The sequence below is a fragment of the Trichocoleus sp. FACHB-591 genome, assembly GCF_014695845.1.
GTDB lineage: Bacteria > Cyanobacteriota > Cyanobacteriia > FACHB-46 > FACHB-46 > Trichocoleus.
In genome coordinates, this window is record NZ_JACJPA010000017.1 from 166200 (window position 1) to 183526 (window position 17327).

17 protein-coding genes are annotated in these 17327 nt (G+C 38.3%); all 17 read right to left on the reverse strand.

The window, feature by feature from the left end:
* Positions 1-6 precede the first annotated feature (6 nt).
* Positions 7-1263: a glycosyltransferase family 4 protein gene (locus H6F90_RS01910; protein WP_190549718.1), complete on the reverse strand. Its 1257-nt coding sequence runs from the start codon at positions 1261-1263 to the stop codon at positions 7-9.
* Positions 1223-1921: a hypothetical protein gene (locus tag H6F90_RS29945; RefSeq protein WP_199295657.1), complete on the reverse strand. Its 699-nt coding sequence runs from the start codon at positions 1919-1921 to the stop codon at positions 1223-1225. Before H6F90_RS29945 ends, H6F90_RS01910 begins: the two co-directional genes overlap by 41 nt.
* A gap of 695 nt (positions 1922-2616) precedes the next feature.
* Positions 2617-3627, reverse strand: coding sequence for a glycosyltransferase family 4 protein (locus H6F90_RS01920; RefSeq protein WP_190549723.1), 1011 nt, complete (start codon positions 3625-3627; stop codon positions 2617-2619).
* Positions 3628-3650: 23 nt separating this feature from the next.
* Positions 3651-4439 carry an FkbM family methyltransferase gene (locus tag H6F90_RS01925; protein ID WP_190549726.1) on the reverse strand — a complete coding sequence of 263 codons (789 nt, stop codon included), beginning with the start codon at positions 4437-4439 and terminating at the stop codon, positions 3651-3653.
* A 38-nt stretch (positions 4440-4477) separates the two neighbouring features.
* A complete protein-coding gene (locus H6F90_RS01930; protein ID WP_190549728.1) occupies positions 4478-5245 on the reverse strand; it encodes an FkbM family methyltransferase in 768 nt (255 codons plus the stop codon).
* A gap of 11 nt (positions 5246-5256) precedes the next feature.
* Positions 5257-6138: an FkbM family methyltransferase gene (locus H6F90_RS01935; RefSeq protein ID WP_190549730.1), complete on the reverse strand. Its 882-nt coding sequence runs from the start codon at positions 6136-6138 to the stop codon at positions 5257-5259.
* Between the two features lie 2 nt (positions 6139-6140).
* Positions 6141-7139: a glycosyltransferase family 2 protein gene (locus H6F90_RS01940; RefSeq protein ID WP_190549732.1), complete on the reverse strand. Its 999-nt coding sequence runs from the start codon at positions 7137-7139 to the stop codon at positions 6141-6143.
* A 6-nt stretch (positions 7140-7145) separates the two neighbouring features.
* Positions 7146-8243, reverse strand: a complete 1098-nt coding sequence (locus H6F90_RS01945; RefSeq protein ID WP_190549734.1) for a glycosyltransferase family 1 protein — start codon at positions 8241-8243, stop codon at positions 7146-7148.
* A gap of 5 nt (positions 8244-8248) precedes the next feature.
* Positions 8249-9199 (reverse strand): glycosyltransferase, encoded by a 951-nt coding sequence (locus H6F90_RS01950; protein ID WP_190549737.1) that lies wholly within the window; start codon positions 9197-9199, stop codon positions 8249-8251.
* Between the two features lie 13 nt (positions 9200-9212).
* Complete coding sequence (locus H6F90_RS01955; RefSeq protein ID WP_206756145.1) at positions 9213-9863, reverse strand: bifunctional 2-polyprenyl-6-hydroxyphenol methylase/3-demethylubiquinol 3-O-methyltransferase UbiG; 651 nt, start codon at positions 9861-9863, stop codon at positions 9213-9215.
* On the reverse strand, positions 9860-10873 hold the full coding sequence (locus H6F90_RS01960) for a glycosyltransferase family 1 protein (RefSeq protein ID WP_190549739.1): 1014 nt from the start codon (positions 10871-10873) through the stop codon (positions 9860-9862). The genes H6F90_RS01955 and H6F90_RS01960 overlap by 4 nt, the downstream gene beginning before the upstream one ends.
* A gap of 20 nt (positions 10874-10893) precedes the next feature.
* A complete protein-coding gene (locus H6F90_RS01965) occupies positions 10894-11715 on the reverse strand; it encodes an FkbM family methyltransferase (protein ID WP_190549740.1) in 822 nt (273 codons plus the stop codon).
* Between the two features lie 21 nt (positions 11716-11736).
* Complete coding sequence (locus H6F90_RS31345) at positions 11737-12933, reverse strand: glycosyltransferase (RefSeq protein WP_190549741.1); 1197 nt, start codon at positions 12931-12933, stop codon at positions 11737-11739.
* 45 nt (positions 12934-12978) lie between these two features.
* Entirely contained in the window at positions 12979-13794 is an 816-nt protein-coding gene (locus tag H6F90_RS01975) for an FkbM family methyltransferase (protein ID WP_190549742.1), read from the reverse strand.
* Positions 13795-13988: 194 nt separating this feature from the next.
* On the reverse strand, positions 13989-14984 hold the full coding sequence (locus tag H6F90_RS01980; protein WP_190549743.1) for a glycosyltransferase: 996 nt from the start codon (positions 14982-14984) through the stop codon (positions 13989-13991).
* 4 nt (positions 14985-14988) lie between these two features.
* A complete protein-coding gene (locus H6F90_RS01985) occupies positions 14989-15663 on the reverse strand; it encodes a bifunctional 2-polyprenyl-6-hydroxyphenol methylase/3-demethylubiquinol 3-O-methyltransferase UbiG (protein WP_190549744.1) in 675 nt (224 codons plus the stop codon).
* 35 nt (positions 15664-15698) lie between these two features.
* Positions 15699-16985: a polysaccharide biosynthesis protein gene (locus H6F90_RS01990; protein WP_190549745.1), complete on the reverse strand. Its 1287-nt coding sequence runs from the start codon at positions 16983-16985 to the stop codon at positions 15699-15701.
* Positions 16986-17327: the final 342 nt, after the last annotated feature.

The window sequence follows — 17327 nt, forward strand, 5'->3', positions numbered from 1 at the left end:
GGATATCTAAGAATTGGGCAGGAGCGATCGCACTTGATTAGCTAGGTGCTGACGGTATAACTGCCAAGTGAGTTGCTCAGCTTTGCGACGAGCGGCTTTGCCCATTTCAGCTAACTCTCGGGGATGACGGTAGCACCACTCTAGTTTTTCCTGCAATGCTTCTACATCCCGGATGGGGATAATAAAGCCTTCAACGCCGTCGGTGAGAATGTCAGGGCCAGCAGTGTTGGGGGTGGTGATCACGGGAATGCCACAAGCCATTGCTTCTAGGAGAACTAGCCCGAAGCCTTCGACTAATGAGGGAAATACTAAGACATTGGCGGAACTATAGTATTGGTTCAGCGCTGTATGAGGCACGGAAGGAATGTGGCGAAAACTGCCTTGATATTGCGTTAGCCAACCTGAGGGAAACTCATTCACGCCGACTAACAGTAGCTCTGCATCTAGCAAGTTTAATGCCTGCCAGGCTTGCAGGAGATAGTGAACGCCTTTACGCGGTCCAACTCGACCCACAAATAAGGCTCGAAAACTGGAATCTAGTTTTGGTTGAGGCTGAAAATATTCAACTGGGGCACCGTAGGGAATGACGCTAATCCGCTCTAGTGGGATAGCAATGTCTAGGAGCGATCGTTGAGTCATTGAAGAAGCAACAAAGATATGGTCTGCTAGTTCTATTTCTCGATGCTTGCGCTCAATTTTCCAACTAGGTTCATTAGCCGCTTGCAGCGCTGGAGCTAGTTCTGGAAATTTCTGAGCTTCTTCTAGCTGAACCTGGCGGCTCGTCTTATAGAAGGGAATTGGCAAATCGTAAAAACACAAAATGTTCTGCTGTTTTGCAGCTTGAAAGGTGGTTGCGGCTCCATCTTCATAAGCATAAACAGCGGCTAGGTTTTGCAGGTGGTGCTGGGCAACGTGGCGATCGAGACTCTGATAAACCCAGGCAACAGGACCTTGAGCACCAAACCCCAAAGATTGGCTCAGATTCGTCTTTACTAACAGCATCCGTAGCGTTTCCTGCCAAGGATGGGTTCTTAACGGAATACCTTGAGGGGGAATCCAGGTTCGTCTTGCTAGCTCAGCAGTAATGCGTTGCTTGGCTTTGCTAGGTAGCGGCTGCAAATACCAGGGTAGGAAATTAGATGGATTGTAAGCTGCTGTTGTAACCACCTCATGCAGAAGCCCTACCTCTGCTAGTGCAGCAGCTGCATTGCGAGAAAATGGGCTACTGGTGGGGTGAACCAGGGAGGTACGGGGATGGAGCATGGTATCTCATTACTTGTTCAGCACGATATCGGTTTTCGAGTTGTTCCAACCGAGGTAACAGAAATACGAAGCTGCTGAAGAACCAATAGTAGATCGAGAAAGTATGGTGAAAGACGAGAGGACCTGTAATCTGAATTGCTTGAATGAGAAAAGCGGCCAAGGCTAGGTCACGCAGTAAAGGGCTTTTTAAGCTCCCGAAGACTCGCCATAGTGCCCAAAGAATACTCAATCGTAGCGCATACCAAAGTAAAAACCCGAAAGGGCCTAGCTCTAGAGCCACTCTGCCAACTTCTCCTTCGTAGTAAGTAGGAATAGACTCTCCAGCAGGTAAGTCAAAGGCTCGACGTAGTGAAGGAACTGCTTGGTGAGTAGAGCCCGGGCCATAACCATCTAATTCCTTATATGCTGAAAACTGAAAAGGTTCTGCTAGATTGCTGACCACCCGACTGGACAGATCTTGGTTGGATGTTGTACGCAGCCAAAAAGCATTAATTGCTGGTTGAAACCAAAGCATGGCGACAGTAACTACAATGATAGTGGGTGGCAGGAATTGCTTAAATAAGCGCAGAGTTAATTGAGGCTGAGTGAATATTTTGATGCCTAAATATACGAGTAAAAATACTACTTCAAAGATAATTAACCCACGAGCACCTGTCATTAGAGAATTAATAACAACTAAGCAAAGCTCAGAAATAAGAATGAGTTTCCATTTGTAAAGCTGCCTATTAGATAGCAGAGGGATTAAGCAGCCGAAACAGATCAGCAAGTAGATAGTATATCCACTAATATACGAAAAAGTTCCTGTGACTCGAACAATATTGGCTACCCCAAATGTTGCAATTGCTAAATCTCCGGGAGTATAGATATTAAGGGGACTAGAAGGAGGACTAAAGAATTGGGCAATGCCTAGTAGACCTACTGGAATAGTTAGTAACAGATGCGATCGCAAAAACTTGTGTAAGGATTCCTGTGATTGAAACAAAGTTGGGACAATCCACATTAAGGGGATGTAGAGAAGGTATCCCCTCAGACCAAATAAACCAACTAGAGGCGATCCTAAGCTGGGATTAAACGTCTGAAATAGGCACCAACCAGCAAGGAGCAAAACTAGGGTATTGATTGCCGAAAGCTTGAATACAAATCTTCTACGTTCTGATATAAGGAAGTTAGTATAAGCAGCTATTAAAACAAAATCTTTTAGGAAATACATTAAATCACTAGCTTGTGGAAGCACCCATTTCCGAAGAGCACCTTCAATTACAAGCAAAACAAATACTAGCTGTATGCTACGACGCCAACTAAAAGATGAAATGCCAAAGAAACCTATAGCTGCTAGCAAACCAATTAGTAGCTTCACTGAAGAGCCCTCTCGAAAACCTTGAGATATGCTTTGGCAACTTCTGCCTTTTGATGTCGTGCTAAATGTTGTTTCGCGCTTGCCCGATACTTAGATAATTTACTGGGATGACTTAAAAAATCAGTTAATATTTTTGCTAAAGATTTGACATCACCATTAGAGAAGGTAATTCCGCAAGGCCCAATTGCATCGTTTAAGCCGCCTCCTTCGGAGCCGACGACAACACAACCGCATGCAATGCCTTCTAAGGCCACGACTCCAAATGGCTCTTGCCAACGAGAGGGAATAACTAGAATTTGATGAGCACTTAATAGTTGAGCTAGTTCTTCTCCAACTTTGATGCCAACAAAGCTTACTTGCTCATTCAAACACAATTTCTTCACTTGACTGCGTAACTTTGGCTCTTGCGGACCCTGACCAATAATTGTAAGCGTAGGTGTTAATCCTAAAACCTTGATTTCATTTAGAGCATTTAACAGTAAGTCCACTCCCTTATCAGAAACTAAACGTCCGAGAAAAACCAGTTCTCGACAGCGTGAAATATCTAATTTCTCATAAAATATATCCTCTTCGTAAGGGTTTGGAATAACACTTGATTGAGAAAGGATATGACTTGCTACCGCATAGCTAACTGAAATATTAGTTGCAAACTTAGTTACAACTTGTTTAAGGTAATCTTGCCAACCAAAGTAACCATTTGCACGCAAGTACCAATTATTATGAGATATAACTAAAGGTCTAGAGCAAACGAGCAAAGGCCAGATTCCTTTCAAACTAACATTTGGCTGAAAGTAAATTTCACTCCAGTGCATTATCTGAATTAGCTGTATTGGTGAAGGTTGCCGAATGACCTCAAACGGGAAAGCATCTTGATCGATTGCTGAAGTTTGAGATACTAGCTTGACGGAGTGTCCTTGCTTTACAAACTCGTTAGCCAGAATAAGAACTACCGTCTCCAAACCGCCAACACTAGGATAAAAGAGAGGAGAATATATGAAAATTCTCATTTATTTCTTATGCTCTAACCTGTCTACTCTATTCCCTTACGAATTATTGCCCAGTTTTGGTATTGAAAATTTTCAAACCTCACATCGTAGGAATTTATCAAAAAAAGTTTATTTGGATAAATTTTGTAAAATGAGTAATTAAACTCATTAAAATATTCAAAAACATCCTTTAAAAAAGTTTTTGAGTCTATATAGGTACCACCATACTCAAATTGGATAAAGTTTATTTTTTCAAGACTCAAAAGGTTTTTTGCTCCTTTTAGAACCTCTAGCTCATGTCCTTCGACATCAATCTTTAAAACATCTATTTGTTCAATTTTATGAGCTACGCAATAATTATCTAGCGTTTCAAGCTTCACTTTCTCTTCTCTACATGGAGTGGACAATCCATAGCTTTTAAGACCACTACGTTTCCAAAGAGAATTCAATGGCGAATTATCATCAAAAATGAATAATGACTTATCCTCAACCTCTGAACTGAGGCCAAAGTTATTAAGAGTAACATTACCTGCTAAGCTTTTTTTACTGAGAGTAGAAAAAGAAGTACTGCTTGGTTCAAAGCAGTGGAGATCAATTGCACTGTTTAAAGCAAGTGCCATTTCCGCCCATTCTCCAACATTGGCTCCAACATCAAATATTAATCTACTCCTATTTATATATTTTCTTAAAAAATAAAGCTCACCATTAGAATGAATATTGCCATTGTTATTGTTATCATAAGCATCAACGTACCTCTTACATATTCTGTAAAGTAACGAACTTCTCAAAAAACTGTAAGGAAGTGCTTTTTTACCTAGCTTCTCTCTGAGCATATATTTTTACAACTAGAGTCAGTTTTATTTTGTAAGAACTAAAAAGTTTCTTTTTTGAATGCAACGTCTGCGTATAACACTTCTTTAGTAGTTCTTGATCGAACAGGATCTCCAATATCAACAAGCTGATATCCATACTTACTCAGAAATGAAAGTATAGCTTCTAAGCTAGGTTGTTTCTCGTAAAGGGCTGCAAAATTGACTTCACAGACAATAATAGGAATCCGATCTAAGATTCCTGTCGCTCCCTGAAGAACTTCTAATTCAAATCCCTGAACATCTAGTTTTAATAAAATAGACTCATGCATCGTATCTAAAGAGTTAATTAAATCATCTATTCTATCTACTTTTACAATAACGATATTGTCGATTTCAGTTTCAGGGAATTCTATTGCTAGTTGATCGCTTGGCTCTAAGAAAGAAGAGGCAGGAGAAAATTTCGTAATATTAATTGGTAAGTTATTTTGCTTACTGCCCAGAGCGACAGGAAAGATTTTGATTTTTTCTGAATTCCACTTATGTGAACTTAATTTTTCAGCCAATGATAAATTAGGTTCAAAAGCATAAACAGCAACTTCAGGCATTAAAGCAAGGGAAGTGATGATGAATTTTCCTTCATTAGCCCCCACATCTATTACGAGTTGAATTTCATTTTTAGGAAACCAGTCTTTATTTAGCAAACGATATAGCTCGGCGCAGCCCTTTCCTGCTCTTACTTTTGCATAGGATGGATTCGCCAACAAATATCCATAATTTTGAATTCTGTATCCTAGCTGGCTTAGAAATTGAGGGAAGTTATTTAGCATAGTAATATTTGTCAGAAAAAAGGCTGAATTGACTGGTTCCAGCGATCGAGACTACTTTGATCGTTTGGAATTGCAGCAAAGTTAAACTCTGAAGACTCAAAATTATCTTCAAGCGCTATTCCCAAGGGATATGAACCTGTAAAACTTGCTAGGTGAAATAGTTGGTAGTTAAACGACCTCAATAAATTGAACAATTCATATCTATTGGTGCCCGATGCTTTCAAAGCTGCATCATTGCATTCAATCATGAACGCTGGACGAATGACCTTCAGCAGAGAACAAGCCCCCTTTAGGATTAATGTCTCAAATCCTTCACAATCAATTTTCACAAGACTAGGATTAAGTTGAAAATCAGAGACTAGTTTATCGAGAGTTGTAGTACGAGAACTTCTTGACTCAGGGCTAGCTTGAATTGCTCGTTGCCAAGGTTCTTTTCCAGGATTATCAGGAATTACGTAATACTCAAATTTACTTGCCGAGAGGATTGATTCGACAACATGAATGTTATTTAGATCGAGGATCTTGAAGTTTTGCCTGCATAATTCAGCGGTATTATGATTACCTTCAATTGCTAGCACCTTGTCTAAGGAGCAAGCTTGTGAAAGAACTGCTGAAAAATAACCGATATTTGCGCCACAATCAATGATTGATTGACTAGCCTGCCCTGCCTTAATCCAGTGTTGACACCAGTTCATTTCAACTTTCTCATGTCCTTTGCAAACATATAAGACATGAGAGAAAGCATCTTCTTGGCGCGAAACAAACTTTGCTTGATTGGGTAGAGTCCAGACATAGTAGCCATTATTCAAATAACAGCGAATCTGAGAGTATTTTTGTCTTGCTTTCCAGTGAATTTTGCCCCAAAACTGCTGAGGATTAATAATACTCTTCATATTTATAAAGACTTATAGTCTCGAAGAACTGTCATTAACAGTATTTGTCGCTGGCTAAAAGAGTGTTTTGCTCGTTTGGAATATAAAGCCATAACCCTGAGCAGAATAAGCTCTAAACTATGCCTACAAAATAGAAGAGGTTTGAGCCATAGAACCCATTGCCCTTGATGTTTTAGAAGCAAGTTTAATCTTGCCTGATGGAAATTGACTACTCGATTGCTTGACCAAGCTGAGGACTGCATGTCGTTGTCATGAACGACACCCGCAGTATCAAGAACTGCGATGTGCCAATCTTGTTTAGCTGCTCGCCAGCACCAGTCATGGTCACAGTCCGAGTAAGGAAAGGTTGTAGCATCCATCTCACCAACTACTTGCCAAGCCTCGTATCTAACTAACAAAGGACTAGTAAAAACCGTGTCACTGGTTGCCCAACGAGTTCCTGAAAAAGGATGCCATTGGGACAACAGTGAGTGAGCTAAGCCGAGCTTTTGAGTAATTTGTTGACCTAGAACAAACCCTAAAGCTGTAGGAAAGCAAGAGCCGAAGCCTGCTTTTTCTCCACTTCGACGTTCAACGGTAAACCCAACAGCAGCCAAATGTTCTTGTTCCTCTAGAAGCTGAATGGCTAGAGGTAATGCTTGATTGTTTTTAATTAGGTTGTCTGTCTCAAAAAAGAAGAGCCACTTAAGTTGAGGAAATGCCTGAGCTGCAAACTTTGCTGCATAATTGCAACCAGCGCTGAAAGAGCGACCTTCACCAGAAGGAGGATAAAGACAATGAATAGGAAGATTTGGGGTTTGATCTGTAAATGCTCGTATAAACTCACTGCTGCCATCAGTTGAGCCTGCATCAAAGATAACTATCGCAGCATTCAGAGAAATGTAGCACAGCGCTTGAGTAATCGAAGGCAAGGCCCCTTTCAACAGAGGTAGCCTGTTGAATGAATTGATAATGACGACAAATTCCACACTGCTCGAATGAATTGGCGGCTTTTGGCTCATAAGTAGTTACGAATTATGGCCCAAACATGCAGCAAAGGTCTTGGCGTGTACCTGTAAGTTGTGAGCTTGATACCAGGCGTAAGCAGAGTCTGCGATCGCCTGCATTGCTGTTAAGTCTTTCAGAGCAGTATTAGGCATATCAGGAGCCCAGTAATATTTTCCAGCTTCTATACCGTCTGCTGAGTACCTTTGCTTAGCAGAATTTATAATAACTACTCCATGTGCACAATATGCTGCAAATATAGTTGATTTAGCTAAAAAGCTAGGAGAATACGTAAGAAAGCCTGCTAAAGAGTGTGACAGAATATGACTAATTTCTGCTACTGGTAGTGGGCCTCTTTCCACCACGGAAACTTCTTTAATAAAGGATAAATTTAAACCCGTGGGTGGTCCTATATCTAAGATTTTCTTAATACCTAAGCTTTGACAAACTTTTATTAAGGTCTCGGCTGAGTCTTGATACACTCGCAACCTAGAAGCACGACCACCGAATACTACTAATTGTGGAGATCGCTTTGCTAATGGTAAGACTTGTGTTGGTTCTCCTACAGTAGAAAAAACGGGCAGAACTGGAAGCTGAGGGCACCCTTCAGGAGCCAGCTTGAATAGTAGATCTGCATAGAGTTGTTTACTTGTCAGACAGCTATCGCTTAAGTGGCTCAACCGAGTAACTAAATGTTTTTGTACAGGCGATAACCAAAAAGAACTTGTCCAAGGAGGACCAGAGGCGTAGAGTTCATGAAACATCGTTACTAAACGTGGGCTGCTAGCGTGCTTCTTCCAGCGCTTCAAACCTTCAGCTAACCACAACGGACAGCCACGTTTAGCATATCCATAACCTACATAGTGCAATAAAACTGTGGAACTGCAACTTGTAGATAATGAGCGGGAAAGGTTATCAGCTGAGTTTGTCGTTATTTGAGTAATACGAAAGTCATCAAGCTGTTTGTTTGCCACCCAATTGGGATCAGTAACAATAAAATGTGTTTTTAAGCCTGAATCTTTATACAAATGAAGGGCTAAGTTTAAGGCATAATCTCCTACACCATCAACAGATGGAGGAATACGGGGAACAATACAGGTAAGTGATGAAGAGCTCTTCATGTAAATCAGAGATAATGTTTAAGCTGATACCCTAATTTATATAGGGAACAGCCTAAAGAAGATGGCAGTGATGTGCAAAGTTGTTGCAACCAACCTACAAGGTGTAACCGCTTAGTAGAAGGATAGTATGTACTTGTAAAAAATTCTTTGGCTTGGCAGTGTTGCTTCTCTAATAAACAGCGACTTACAGCATTAACCATCAACGATGATAGTAAATCTTGTTTATAAGATTCAAGGGTTGAAGGTACATGTATCGTGAGTAGATAACTAACAAGCCTTTCAATTCGCAGCCCAGTCTTTGTAGCTGACTGCTCATGAACACGGTATTCAGATAAATATTGAGGGACAAAGGTGAAGCGCCCTCCTGCCTGGGCCAAACGAATAAATAACTCAATTTCAGGAGTATTTAAATCCTCTTTAAACCGCAGTTTTTGAACATCCTGTGTACGGATTAGAGAAGCAGACATAGGTATAGAGTTTTGCCAGGCTAGAGCTTCAGGCTGTTGTACCTCACCTGGAAGTAAAGCTTCACGACGATAACGCTTAGTACACTGATAGCTTTCAATCTCTAACCGAACCCCTTGGCTATTAATGATGTAATGATTAGCAAAAGCTAGATTTCTATCAGGATTTACCTCCTTTACCAAAAGCTCGACAAAGTTTGGTAAAAGGCGATCGTCATCTCCAGGAATCACTAAATATTCACCTTGGGCACTGTCAGCTAAAGCATTCCAATTGCCTGCCAACCCTAAATTATGTGTGTTGAATCGGTAACGAACTTTAGAATTTTCCCTGGCTAGGGTCTCGCTCCAAATTTTTATAGACTCATCTAGGCCAGTAGGACGAGGATCTTGACTAATGAGAATTTCAATGTTTGAGTAAGTTTGTGCAAGAGCAGAGGCTACTATCTCTTTTAAGTAATTGAGACGGCTATAGGTGGGGATTGCAATGGTCACTAACGGACTCATTTCAATAATCCTGTTTTAAGCGACAGCAAAAAATAAATTGAAACCCAAATAATCCCGGGAAAATTCGAACGGCAGTCCGGTCGAATAAAGAGCTAACTGAATGAGCTAAGAACTTACGAATGAATGGTAGGGGAAAATTACCATCAGCTTTAGCTTCAGTTACCTGATAGCCACTCTGCTCTATCAGTTCTTGAGCAGTTTCCCAATCAAAAAAACGAAAATGGGTTTTATCCATTAGCCCTCCATCTGTATATCGAAACTTACCGTTGAAGAATTTCCAACGCTGTTTCCAATACAAAACGTTTGGCAAAGCAACAATTAGAATACCATTAGGAGCCAAGCTGCGATGCAGTTGAGCTAATAAAAGTTGGGGCTGATAAAGATGCTCTAAAATATGGCTGCAAACAACACAGTCAAATTCCCCTAAAGCTTGCACGTTAAAATCATTAAGATCATGCACTAGAACTTGATCAAGGAATCTGCCTGCAAATCTCGCCTCTTGTTCTGAATAAGTTACTCCAACTATTTCACAGTCAATCTCTTGCTTGACTTTTTTTCCTAGAGAGCCTGTTCCACAACCAATATCAAGTAATCGTTTGGTATTTTTAGGAACTTGTAGAACCACAGGTTCATTTATAGATTCATATATCATAGGGATTGGGCACAAATTTCAAGAAAAGCCTTAGCACGATTTACAGTCGTATTCAAACTAATCCACTCATAGGTCTTCAGTTGAAACTTTTGATATTCATTGCTAGTTAAACTTGATACTTTGTAACTTAGCTCATCAAAATTATGGTAGATAAGGCAATTAGAGCTATCCAATCCATGCGGTGCACAACTATCAGGCTTCAAATCAAGATCTCTAAAACATAAAACACAACCATTCGCTGCCAGTTCATAGTGTCTTAGACAATCCCATCCAGCACGTTTTGTAGTTATGCCAAATCGAGAATACGTTAGATCATCATAATATTCGGCTTCTGAAGAAAATGGATATTGCTGTGAGCTACCAGTAATCTTAGTAGCCACTTCAGAATCTACAATATGTTTGGGGAAATCTTTAGATTTTAACTCCATACTCCTTGGTGAAACCTTTTGGTCAGGAATAGAGAAAGCAATAGGATATGAATTCTGCGGCAAAGGTACCCAGCGTCGTAGAGAATATGGAAGAACCTTCTCTAATGCATAGGAATACCCCTCACCGACCAACTCACGTTTGAAATATTTAATTTTTGAGATAGGAACGAAATAGGACCAAGGACGTTTTTTTATTCTCCATCCCAAAGATGTATAGGGAAAGAACGCAGGTGTGTCACTTCCATCTAGAATAACTAGTTTCTGAGGTTCGACTAGAGAAATTAAGTCCCAGACTATCTCCCATTGGCTCCAGATATTGGCGATTACTATAAGGTCATATTTATTTAGGTCTTTTTGCCAGAAATATCGTTCATGAGCAAGGTCAGGTATGTCTTCTAGTAATCCATATATTGTGAAGCCATACCCTCGCAATTTAGACCTAAGATGATCCTCCAATGGTGCATATAAGCTGTCATAGCGAGGGACATCTACACAATTTTTGCCTAACAGTGTACGCAAACCATGAAGGAGACTTTCTGCCAAATAGTCAGGCTGATTAGTGTGCAAATACAAAACTTTCATTATTTGTAAATCACAATTCCTTAAATCTTTCCTTTAAAGTATGGTTGCAAGCTTGATACTCTGTGAGGAGATATGGCAATAAAATTTGAATAGGCGAAATACTCACCGTAAACTTTGTAGTCTATTTGATAAAAACCATCTTTCTTGAGTAGGAATACTTCATATCCAAAATTCTCTAGCATACTTGATGCACTAGCCAGGGTACTTCCTGCTAATGCCCATGCTCTACCATACTCAAATTGAATTATCCCTATTTTTTGTGCTAAGAGAAGACTAGAGGCACCGCGTAATACATGAAGATCATATCCTTCAGCATCAACCTTTAGAAAATCGATGTATTCTAATCCATACCTTTCTACTTCAATATCTAAAGTGGTTACGGGCACTATTTTTTTTATGGATTTTGAATTGCTTACTCCAGATACCAAAGAAGAGGTCTCTCCAGCTTGTGGCTCCTCAAAGAAAGGCATTTCCCCTAATTTATCTGAAACTGCTGACTTGACAATCTTAATTTCCTTGTTTAAGGAAAATCTATCTTTTAACTTAGAAAATGTATAGTCAGAAGGTTCAAATAAAATTCCTTTCTTCAGTTTGGGTGCGGATTTTAGAAAATAGCTACTCCAGTTACCCAAGTTTGCTCCAACATCAATGAAAACAAATGAGCTTGGTGCAACTAGCTGTACCAACCACATTTCACCATTTTTTAGAGAGTCAGCACCTTCACTAATGTGATGATTAACTATACACTGCGCTTGATTTCGCAATAATATTGCCAGACGAACTATAAAGGGTGAGTGGCCGAGAACTCTGTGAAGATAGTCAAGATTCGCACGAAAATTCATATAGTAGCACTAATACTAATTCTATGAAGACAAGTATTTTTTGATGAGCATTCCTGTTCTAGTAAAGCGCATTAAATCACACGCTAAATCTCGAGGAGTTTCCCACCTTTTATGTAAATTTTCTTCAGGTATTTCCCCAGAGAGTAATTGAATCCACGACTTGCTAATAGTTTGAGTACTGAACCTGGTTCTAACAAATTCTCCTGCCAGCCTGCTATTGTTTTCAACTAGTTCTTTACTAAATAAACCCTTGATGATACAGTCGCCAAGTACATTGATGTTATGTTTTTGAGACAAAGACTGAAAAGCACCTTGATACACAGTTTCTTTAAGTCCACCTACCGCTACTGAAAAAACTGTACGGTCACAAGCCTGTGCATCAACAGCAGAAACGCAAAAAGTTTCAGCACAAGCCCATGAAGGATTAACAATTACAGCCCAAGAGCGGCTAATTTCAGTACAGAGTTGGTTAGGTGGCAATGCCCCTAAAAAATGAGGTTTGTAGGATGATGGTAAGGCTTTAAACCATGGTTCAACGTAATTATGTTCAAAATCTGCTTCTGCAACATTCAAGGCACCAGTTTTCACACTGCTGCCTTTGTGTAAACTAATACTTCCTGCAATAGCTAGCTGCAAGTCAACCTGCTTTTGAACTAAGTACAGCCAAAGCTGCATAAGTTCAATAAAACCCTTGTTAGGTGTGATTGCTCCAATAAACAACAAAATCGGTTGGCGATCCTGAACTGTAGGTGTGAACGTAGAACAGTATGAGTTATGAATTACTACTACTTTATTTCGCCAGCCTGATAAAGCTCGATAAATGTTAGCGTGATATCGTGAAGGAACTACAACTTGTCTTCCTCCCTTCTCTAAGAAAGAATGAACAAATGACCAAGATGTCTGATTCTGAAGCCAAATAATTGTTTTTGGTAGATTGTGATTTCTAAAGCTTAGTTGGAACCCATCCCAATGTGATTGATGAACAATTAAATAATCAAATTCTGTCCCTTCTACAAAATGGTGTTGAATACAAGAAAGTATTTTACTTCGAGTTTTAGAAGCAGCACTGAGATAAATTTGATAACCAGAAGAGGATAGAGAATAAGCTAGCCGAACTATTGAACCTATAGTTCCTGAACAGGATGCTGTACCGTTAATAAGATCATCAATTGAACTAAACTCTGGATGTTCAACTGGAAGAGAAATAAGAATTTTCACTTTAGATTAATCCTAGGAAGATCATCCTACTATTGCGATGAAAATTTACAGGGTTCTCATAAAAACCTCATCATACTGAGGTAATTCTTGAGGGCCAAATTTTGGTTTAAAGTCAAATTTTTCAAAAAAATCATAAATGTCATTTTTTTGAAAGCCTGATATTAGTAAATAAGGCTGACTAATTTCTACAACAAAAACTGCCTCATGCATTAAATGAATCATTGTCTCTAATCCCTTTAACACAAACATTTCATAACCTTCAACATCAATTTTACAAAGACGCACATCTCTAAGAATCGATTCAGCTAATAAACTATCTAGGGTAGTGAAGTAACAACTAGTAGATTTAGAGTAAGTGGTGATACGTGTTAGATCAAGGACTGAATTCATACCTGGATTGTGGTCGGCAGCAATATTCAGCTCAAGAAAACCGATTTTAGTAGAAATACCATAGGGGATTACCGTAATGTTAGTAAAATCATTTAAACAGATATTTCTATATAACCTATATATTTCTCTACCTGAAGGTTCAAATGCAAAAACTTTGACGCTAGGTAAGCTTGCCGCAATAAGAGAAAAATAGCCGATATTAGCTCCTATATCGAGAAATATTCCCCCTTTGCACAGTGTTTTATTTAAGGCTTCAAGCACGACCTCATCATGCCTTCCTTCGACAATAAGCTTTCTATCTATCATTGCAAGCGGATTTAATTCTATTAAAACTCCATGAAATTTATATATTGCATTACCAAAGATTAAGTGTATGATTTTCCCCAAACGATACTTTCCTCTCTCTATTGGTATGTTATTCAAATAACTACAATATAGGCGGAAAACTATTTTTTTAATTGTGTTGAACATGGGTTGTTGTGCAGGAATTGAGTTTTTGTCTTTGTAGCCATATTAAATATTTCAAGTATTACATAGATGGCATTTGCATCCGCTTTCACAAATAAAAGATGGAATAGACATGAAATTGAGTATTAGCTAAAAAATATTTAAGCTCAAAGATTGAATTGAGACTTCCAGTAAGTCTATGCAGTTGTTATATACACTTACCAATGCATAGTTAGGTTAGTCTTAATCAAAAATTTTATTGTGAACTTTATTTTAGCTAAGTTATTTTTATTTATTATGAAGAAATCCATATATTTGATGGAAATCAAGAATGCTCTGAAATGAATTCCAGTATTTAGATTCTGTTTGTAGCAATAAATTAAGTCAGCAATAAACTTTTTTTCTGATGAATCGAGTAAAGAAAAAGAGAGGATGTTTTCTAATCTAAAAATCTCTGCCTTGAAAACCTCTTCTCTTAAATTTATTGATTTGAGTTTTTGTAACAAATAGGAAATTACTTTATTTTTATGGGACCCTGATGATTGATAACTGTTATATGTAAAGCTTTGTTCATGTTGTCTATAGACCATTAAATCATCACTTAAAAACTTTATGCCTCCGAGCTTTGATGCTACTATGGCTAGCCATGCATCGTGATAAGGCTGACCCTTAGGAATGGGTAACGCAAACTTACATAAATCCTTTCTAAACATAACTTGGTGGCTAACTACCCAGTTGCTGGCTATTAGTTGCTTAGTCGCTTTGCCTGTGCCAAAGCGACTATACCAATTAAGATAGGATGCTACATCTGGTACTTTTGCAATGTAACCATCCTTATGAATATATTCAACAGCAGGAGAGTAGATGAGGCTATATCCTTCTATCTCAGATACCAAAGTTTCAATTTTCATCGGTTTCCAAATGTCATCCTGATCGCATAGAGCTATGTACTTCCCTTGACACATAGATATAGCGCTCTCAAAATTCCGTACGAGACCAAGATTTCTTTCATTGCAGAAATACCTTAGCCCATATTTACTACGATATTCTTCCAAAATATCAAGTGTTCTGTCACTGGAACAATCATCTGATACGACAATCTCAATATTTTTATAAGTTTGTCCAAGTATGGAATCCAGTTGTTCACGAAGATACTTTTCACCATTAAAAGTGGCAACTGCTACTGAGACAAGAGGTTCACTATTGTCTATCATGTTTTTATTTTTCTTGTAACTTCTTTCGCGCTACTGTGCAGTATTGAAACACAAAAAAGTCTCTAAGTATCCCGAAAGTCATAGCGTTAAAAAGCTTCTGCTTTAGGCCATACCCCCCCATATTGTTGCTTATTTTTTCAATGCAATATCCATTACCTTTAAACAAATGAACAATATTTTGCTTACAAAAAAACCTTAAATGAGTTCTATCTAAAATTCCACCCTCTTGATATTTAAAGTCTCCGTTGAAAAATATAGAAAATAGAATTTTGTAATTCCTGACATTAGGAATACTCGAAATAAAGAATCCCTCTTTCTTTAAGAAGTTTGATAACTTTTTTACGATGCTCCAAGGGTCAACTAAATGTTCTAATACATCAGCGCAAATTATTACATCAAAGTACTCTTCTTCAAAATCAAGTTCCATGGATTCAATATTTCCAAAAATAAATCTATCAATTTTTGGATTAACCTGTCTCGTTTCATTGAAATCTAAAAGCTCTATGCCAACAACTTCTTCTGCTAAATCCAGGTTTTTAGCCAACAGCAAGGTTTCTCCTGATCCCGCTCCAACTTCTAAAATTTTGTATTTTTTATTCACAGGAAGCAAGCTTATAATATCTTGCCGAGCAGTAGTAAAGTAACTACTTTCTTTGTTTTCATATATGCTTTTTATCATGATCTAAATTACCTTTGTATTTGTATGAAATAAATCTAGTGAACAACAGATTGTGTCTTCAATGCACTGAATCCTACATAACCCATATAAATGTTCAAGAAAAAATTCGGAATCAAAGATAGAATCCCAAATATTATTACACCATTAATAGTAGATACATTCAGGAAAAACAATAATACTGTTTGCATGAGAATCGTAATTGGAATTTGTAGCCAGCAATGTTTAACCCATGCCTTATAAGCGTTTAAATGCCACATGGTTCCTACAATGGAGTTAACAACGGCACTGACTACTATCAAAAGAACTTCATTCTTTAAATAAGAATATTTTGCACCTAAAACCCAAAGCATTTTATCTGGAAAAAGAGCTGTAATTCCTATAAGAGATATCCCAAATAGAAAAAGAGCCCCAATTATTTGCCAGTAACGATGATACATAATCTCAATTGTTTGACATCGAGAAAAGCTAGGTATTAATACATTGGTCATTACTGCACTGATGACAGCAAAAATAGCTCCTAGTCTTCCTAATGCTCCCACCTCGGCAATATTCTCTGTACTACCCAGAAGGCTGATCAACAAAATTGTTATCTGTCCTTGAAAGCAATAAAAAATGCCGAGGGGAATTTGCTTTTTATAAAGGTCTACAATGATTTTCTGATCTCCTTTGTCAATAGGAGCATTGACATCAATGCTTTTGTTAGCCCAACGTTGCAGCAACGAACTTTGTACTCCTGCCGCAATTGAAGTAGCCAAGATTGCTACAGCAGCATTGAGAAAAGACATAGATAATGCAATATATAAAAGTAATAAACGAGAGAAAGAAAATATTAGATCTAAAACTTGGATTTGATTTATTTGAGAATGTAACTGTAGAACTACAGAAAATATACCAATATTTATTTGAAAACTCAGGCTTAATAAAACTAGAGAAGTAACTAAAGCAGAATAAATAGCAGAAGCGTGATTACTAACTAGTATCCAAGACAAGATAGGTGCAATCAAAACTGTAACTATTAGAGCAATGTGTCTTCTTAAGTAAACTGCGGTATTTATTAAACGACCAAAGAGATAATGGCTCTGCCAAACCTTTCCACCAATAAATGTAATTCCTCCGCCAATACCACTATCTGTTAATACATGCATTGCGCTTTGCATAGTGCTAGCAATTGTGAGATAGGCATACTGCTGTTTATCTAATGTCCGAACTAATAAAATACCACTAGCGAACCCTAAAGCTTGAACTAATAGTTGTACTGAAACAAATTTACCTAGGATTCTTACTTTATGAAGAAATCGCTTTGGAGAAACCTTTAGGACCATTTAACACATCTCTAAAATCAAACAAATCCTACTTCTTTATATGATTGGCGAGTTGGTAAAAGACCGAGCTGTTTGAGCGAGCGCATCCCGTAAAGTCAGGTATCTCTCCTGTTTCTGGCGACCGATAATATATTTTTTACCTAAGTTCTCAACCTGGATCACCGTATCAGACATACTCAGCCAATAAATTACTTCTAAATATTCCGTCTAAGCTAAGTTTCTATTTGCTCTTAATAGTCTTCTGATCCCATAAAAGATACCCGGAAACTAAGCATTAATTAATCTAAGTTCACATTTAAAAACTCTCTTCAAAGAATAATCGTATAAATAATGCGAGCAAGA

Coding starts and splice junctions, on each gene's coding strand:
- H6F90_RS01965 (WP_190549740.1), bottom strand. CDS start 11,715: ATGAATTTTCGTGCGAATCTTGACTATCTTCACAGAGTTCTCGGCCAC.
- H6F90_RS29945 (WP_199295657.1), bottom strand. CDS start 1,921: ATGACAGGTGCTCGTGGGTTAATTATCTTTGAAGTAGTATTTTTACTC.
- H6F90_RS01945 (WP_190549734.1), bottom strand. CDS start 8,243: ATGAAGAGCTCTTCATCACTTACCTGTATTGTTCCCCGTATTCCTCCA.
- H6F90_RS01975 (WP_190549742.1), bottom strand. CDS start 13,794: ATGTTCAACACAATTAAAAAAATAGTTTTCCGCCTATATTGTAGTTAT.
- H6F90_RS01960 (WP_190549739.1), bottom strand. CDS start 10,873: ATGAAAGTTTTGTATTTGCACACTAATCAGCCTGACTATTTGGCAGAA.
- H6F90_RS01940 (WP_190549732.1), bottom strand. CDS start 7,139: ATGAGCCAAAAGCCGCCAATTCATTCGAGCAGTGTGGAATTTGTCGTC.
- H6F90_RS01955 (WP_206756145.1), bottom strand. CDS start 9,863: ATGATATATGAATCTATAAATGAACCTGTGGTTCTACAAGTTCCTAAA.
- H6F90_RS01985 (WP_190549744.1), bottom strand. CDS start 15,663: ATGATAAAAAGCATATATGAAAACAAAGAAAGTAGTTACTTTACTACT.
- H6F90_RS01920 (WP_190549723.1), bottom strand. CDS start 3,627: ATGAGAATTTTCATATATTCTCCTCTCTTTTATCCTAGTGTTGGCGGT.
- H6F90_RS01990 (WP_190549745.1), bottom strand. CDS start 16,985: ATGGTCCTAAAGGTTTCTCCAAAGCGATTTCTTCATAAAGTAAGAATC.
- H6F90_RS01930 (WP_190549728.1), bottom strand. CDS start 5,245: ATGCTAAATAACTTCCCTCAATTTCTAAGCCAGCTAGGATACAGAATT.
- H6F90_RS01980 (WP_190549743.1), bottom strand. CDS start 14,984: ATGATAGACAATAGTGAACCTCTTGTCTCAGTAGCAGTTGCCACTTTT.
- H6F90_RS01935 (WP_190549730.1), bottom strand. CDS start 6,138: ATGAAGAGTATTATTAATCCTCAGCAGTTTTGGGGCAAAATTCACTGG.
- H6F90_RS01910 (WP_190549718.1), bottom strand. CDS start 1,263: ATGCTCCATCCCCGTACCTCCCTGGTTCACCCCACCAGTAGCCCATTT.
- H6F90_RS01925 (WP_190549726.1), bottom strand. CDS start 4,439: ATGCTCAGAGAGAAGCTAGGTAAAAAAGCACTTCCTTACAGTTTTTTG.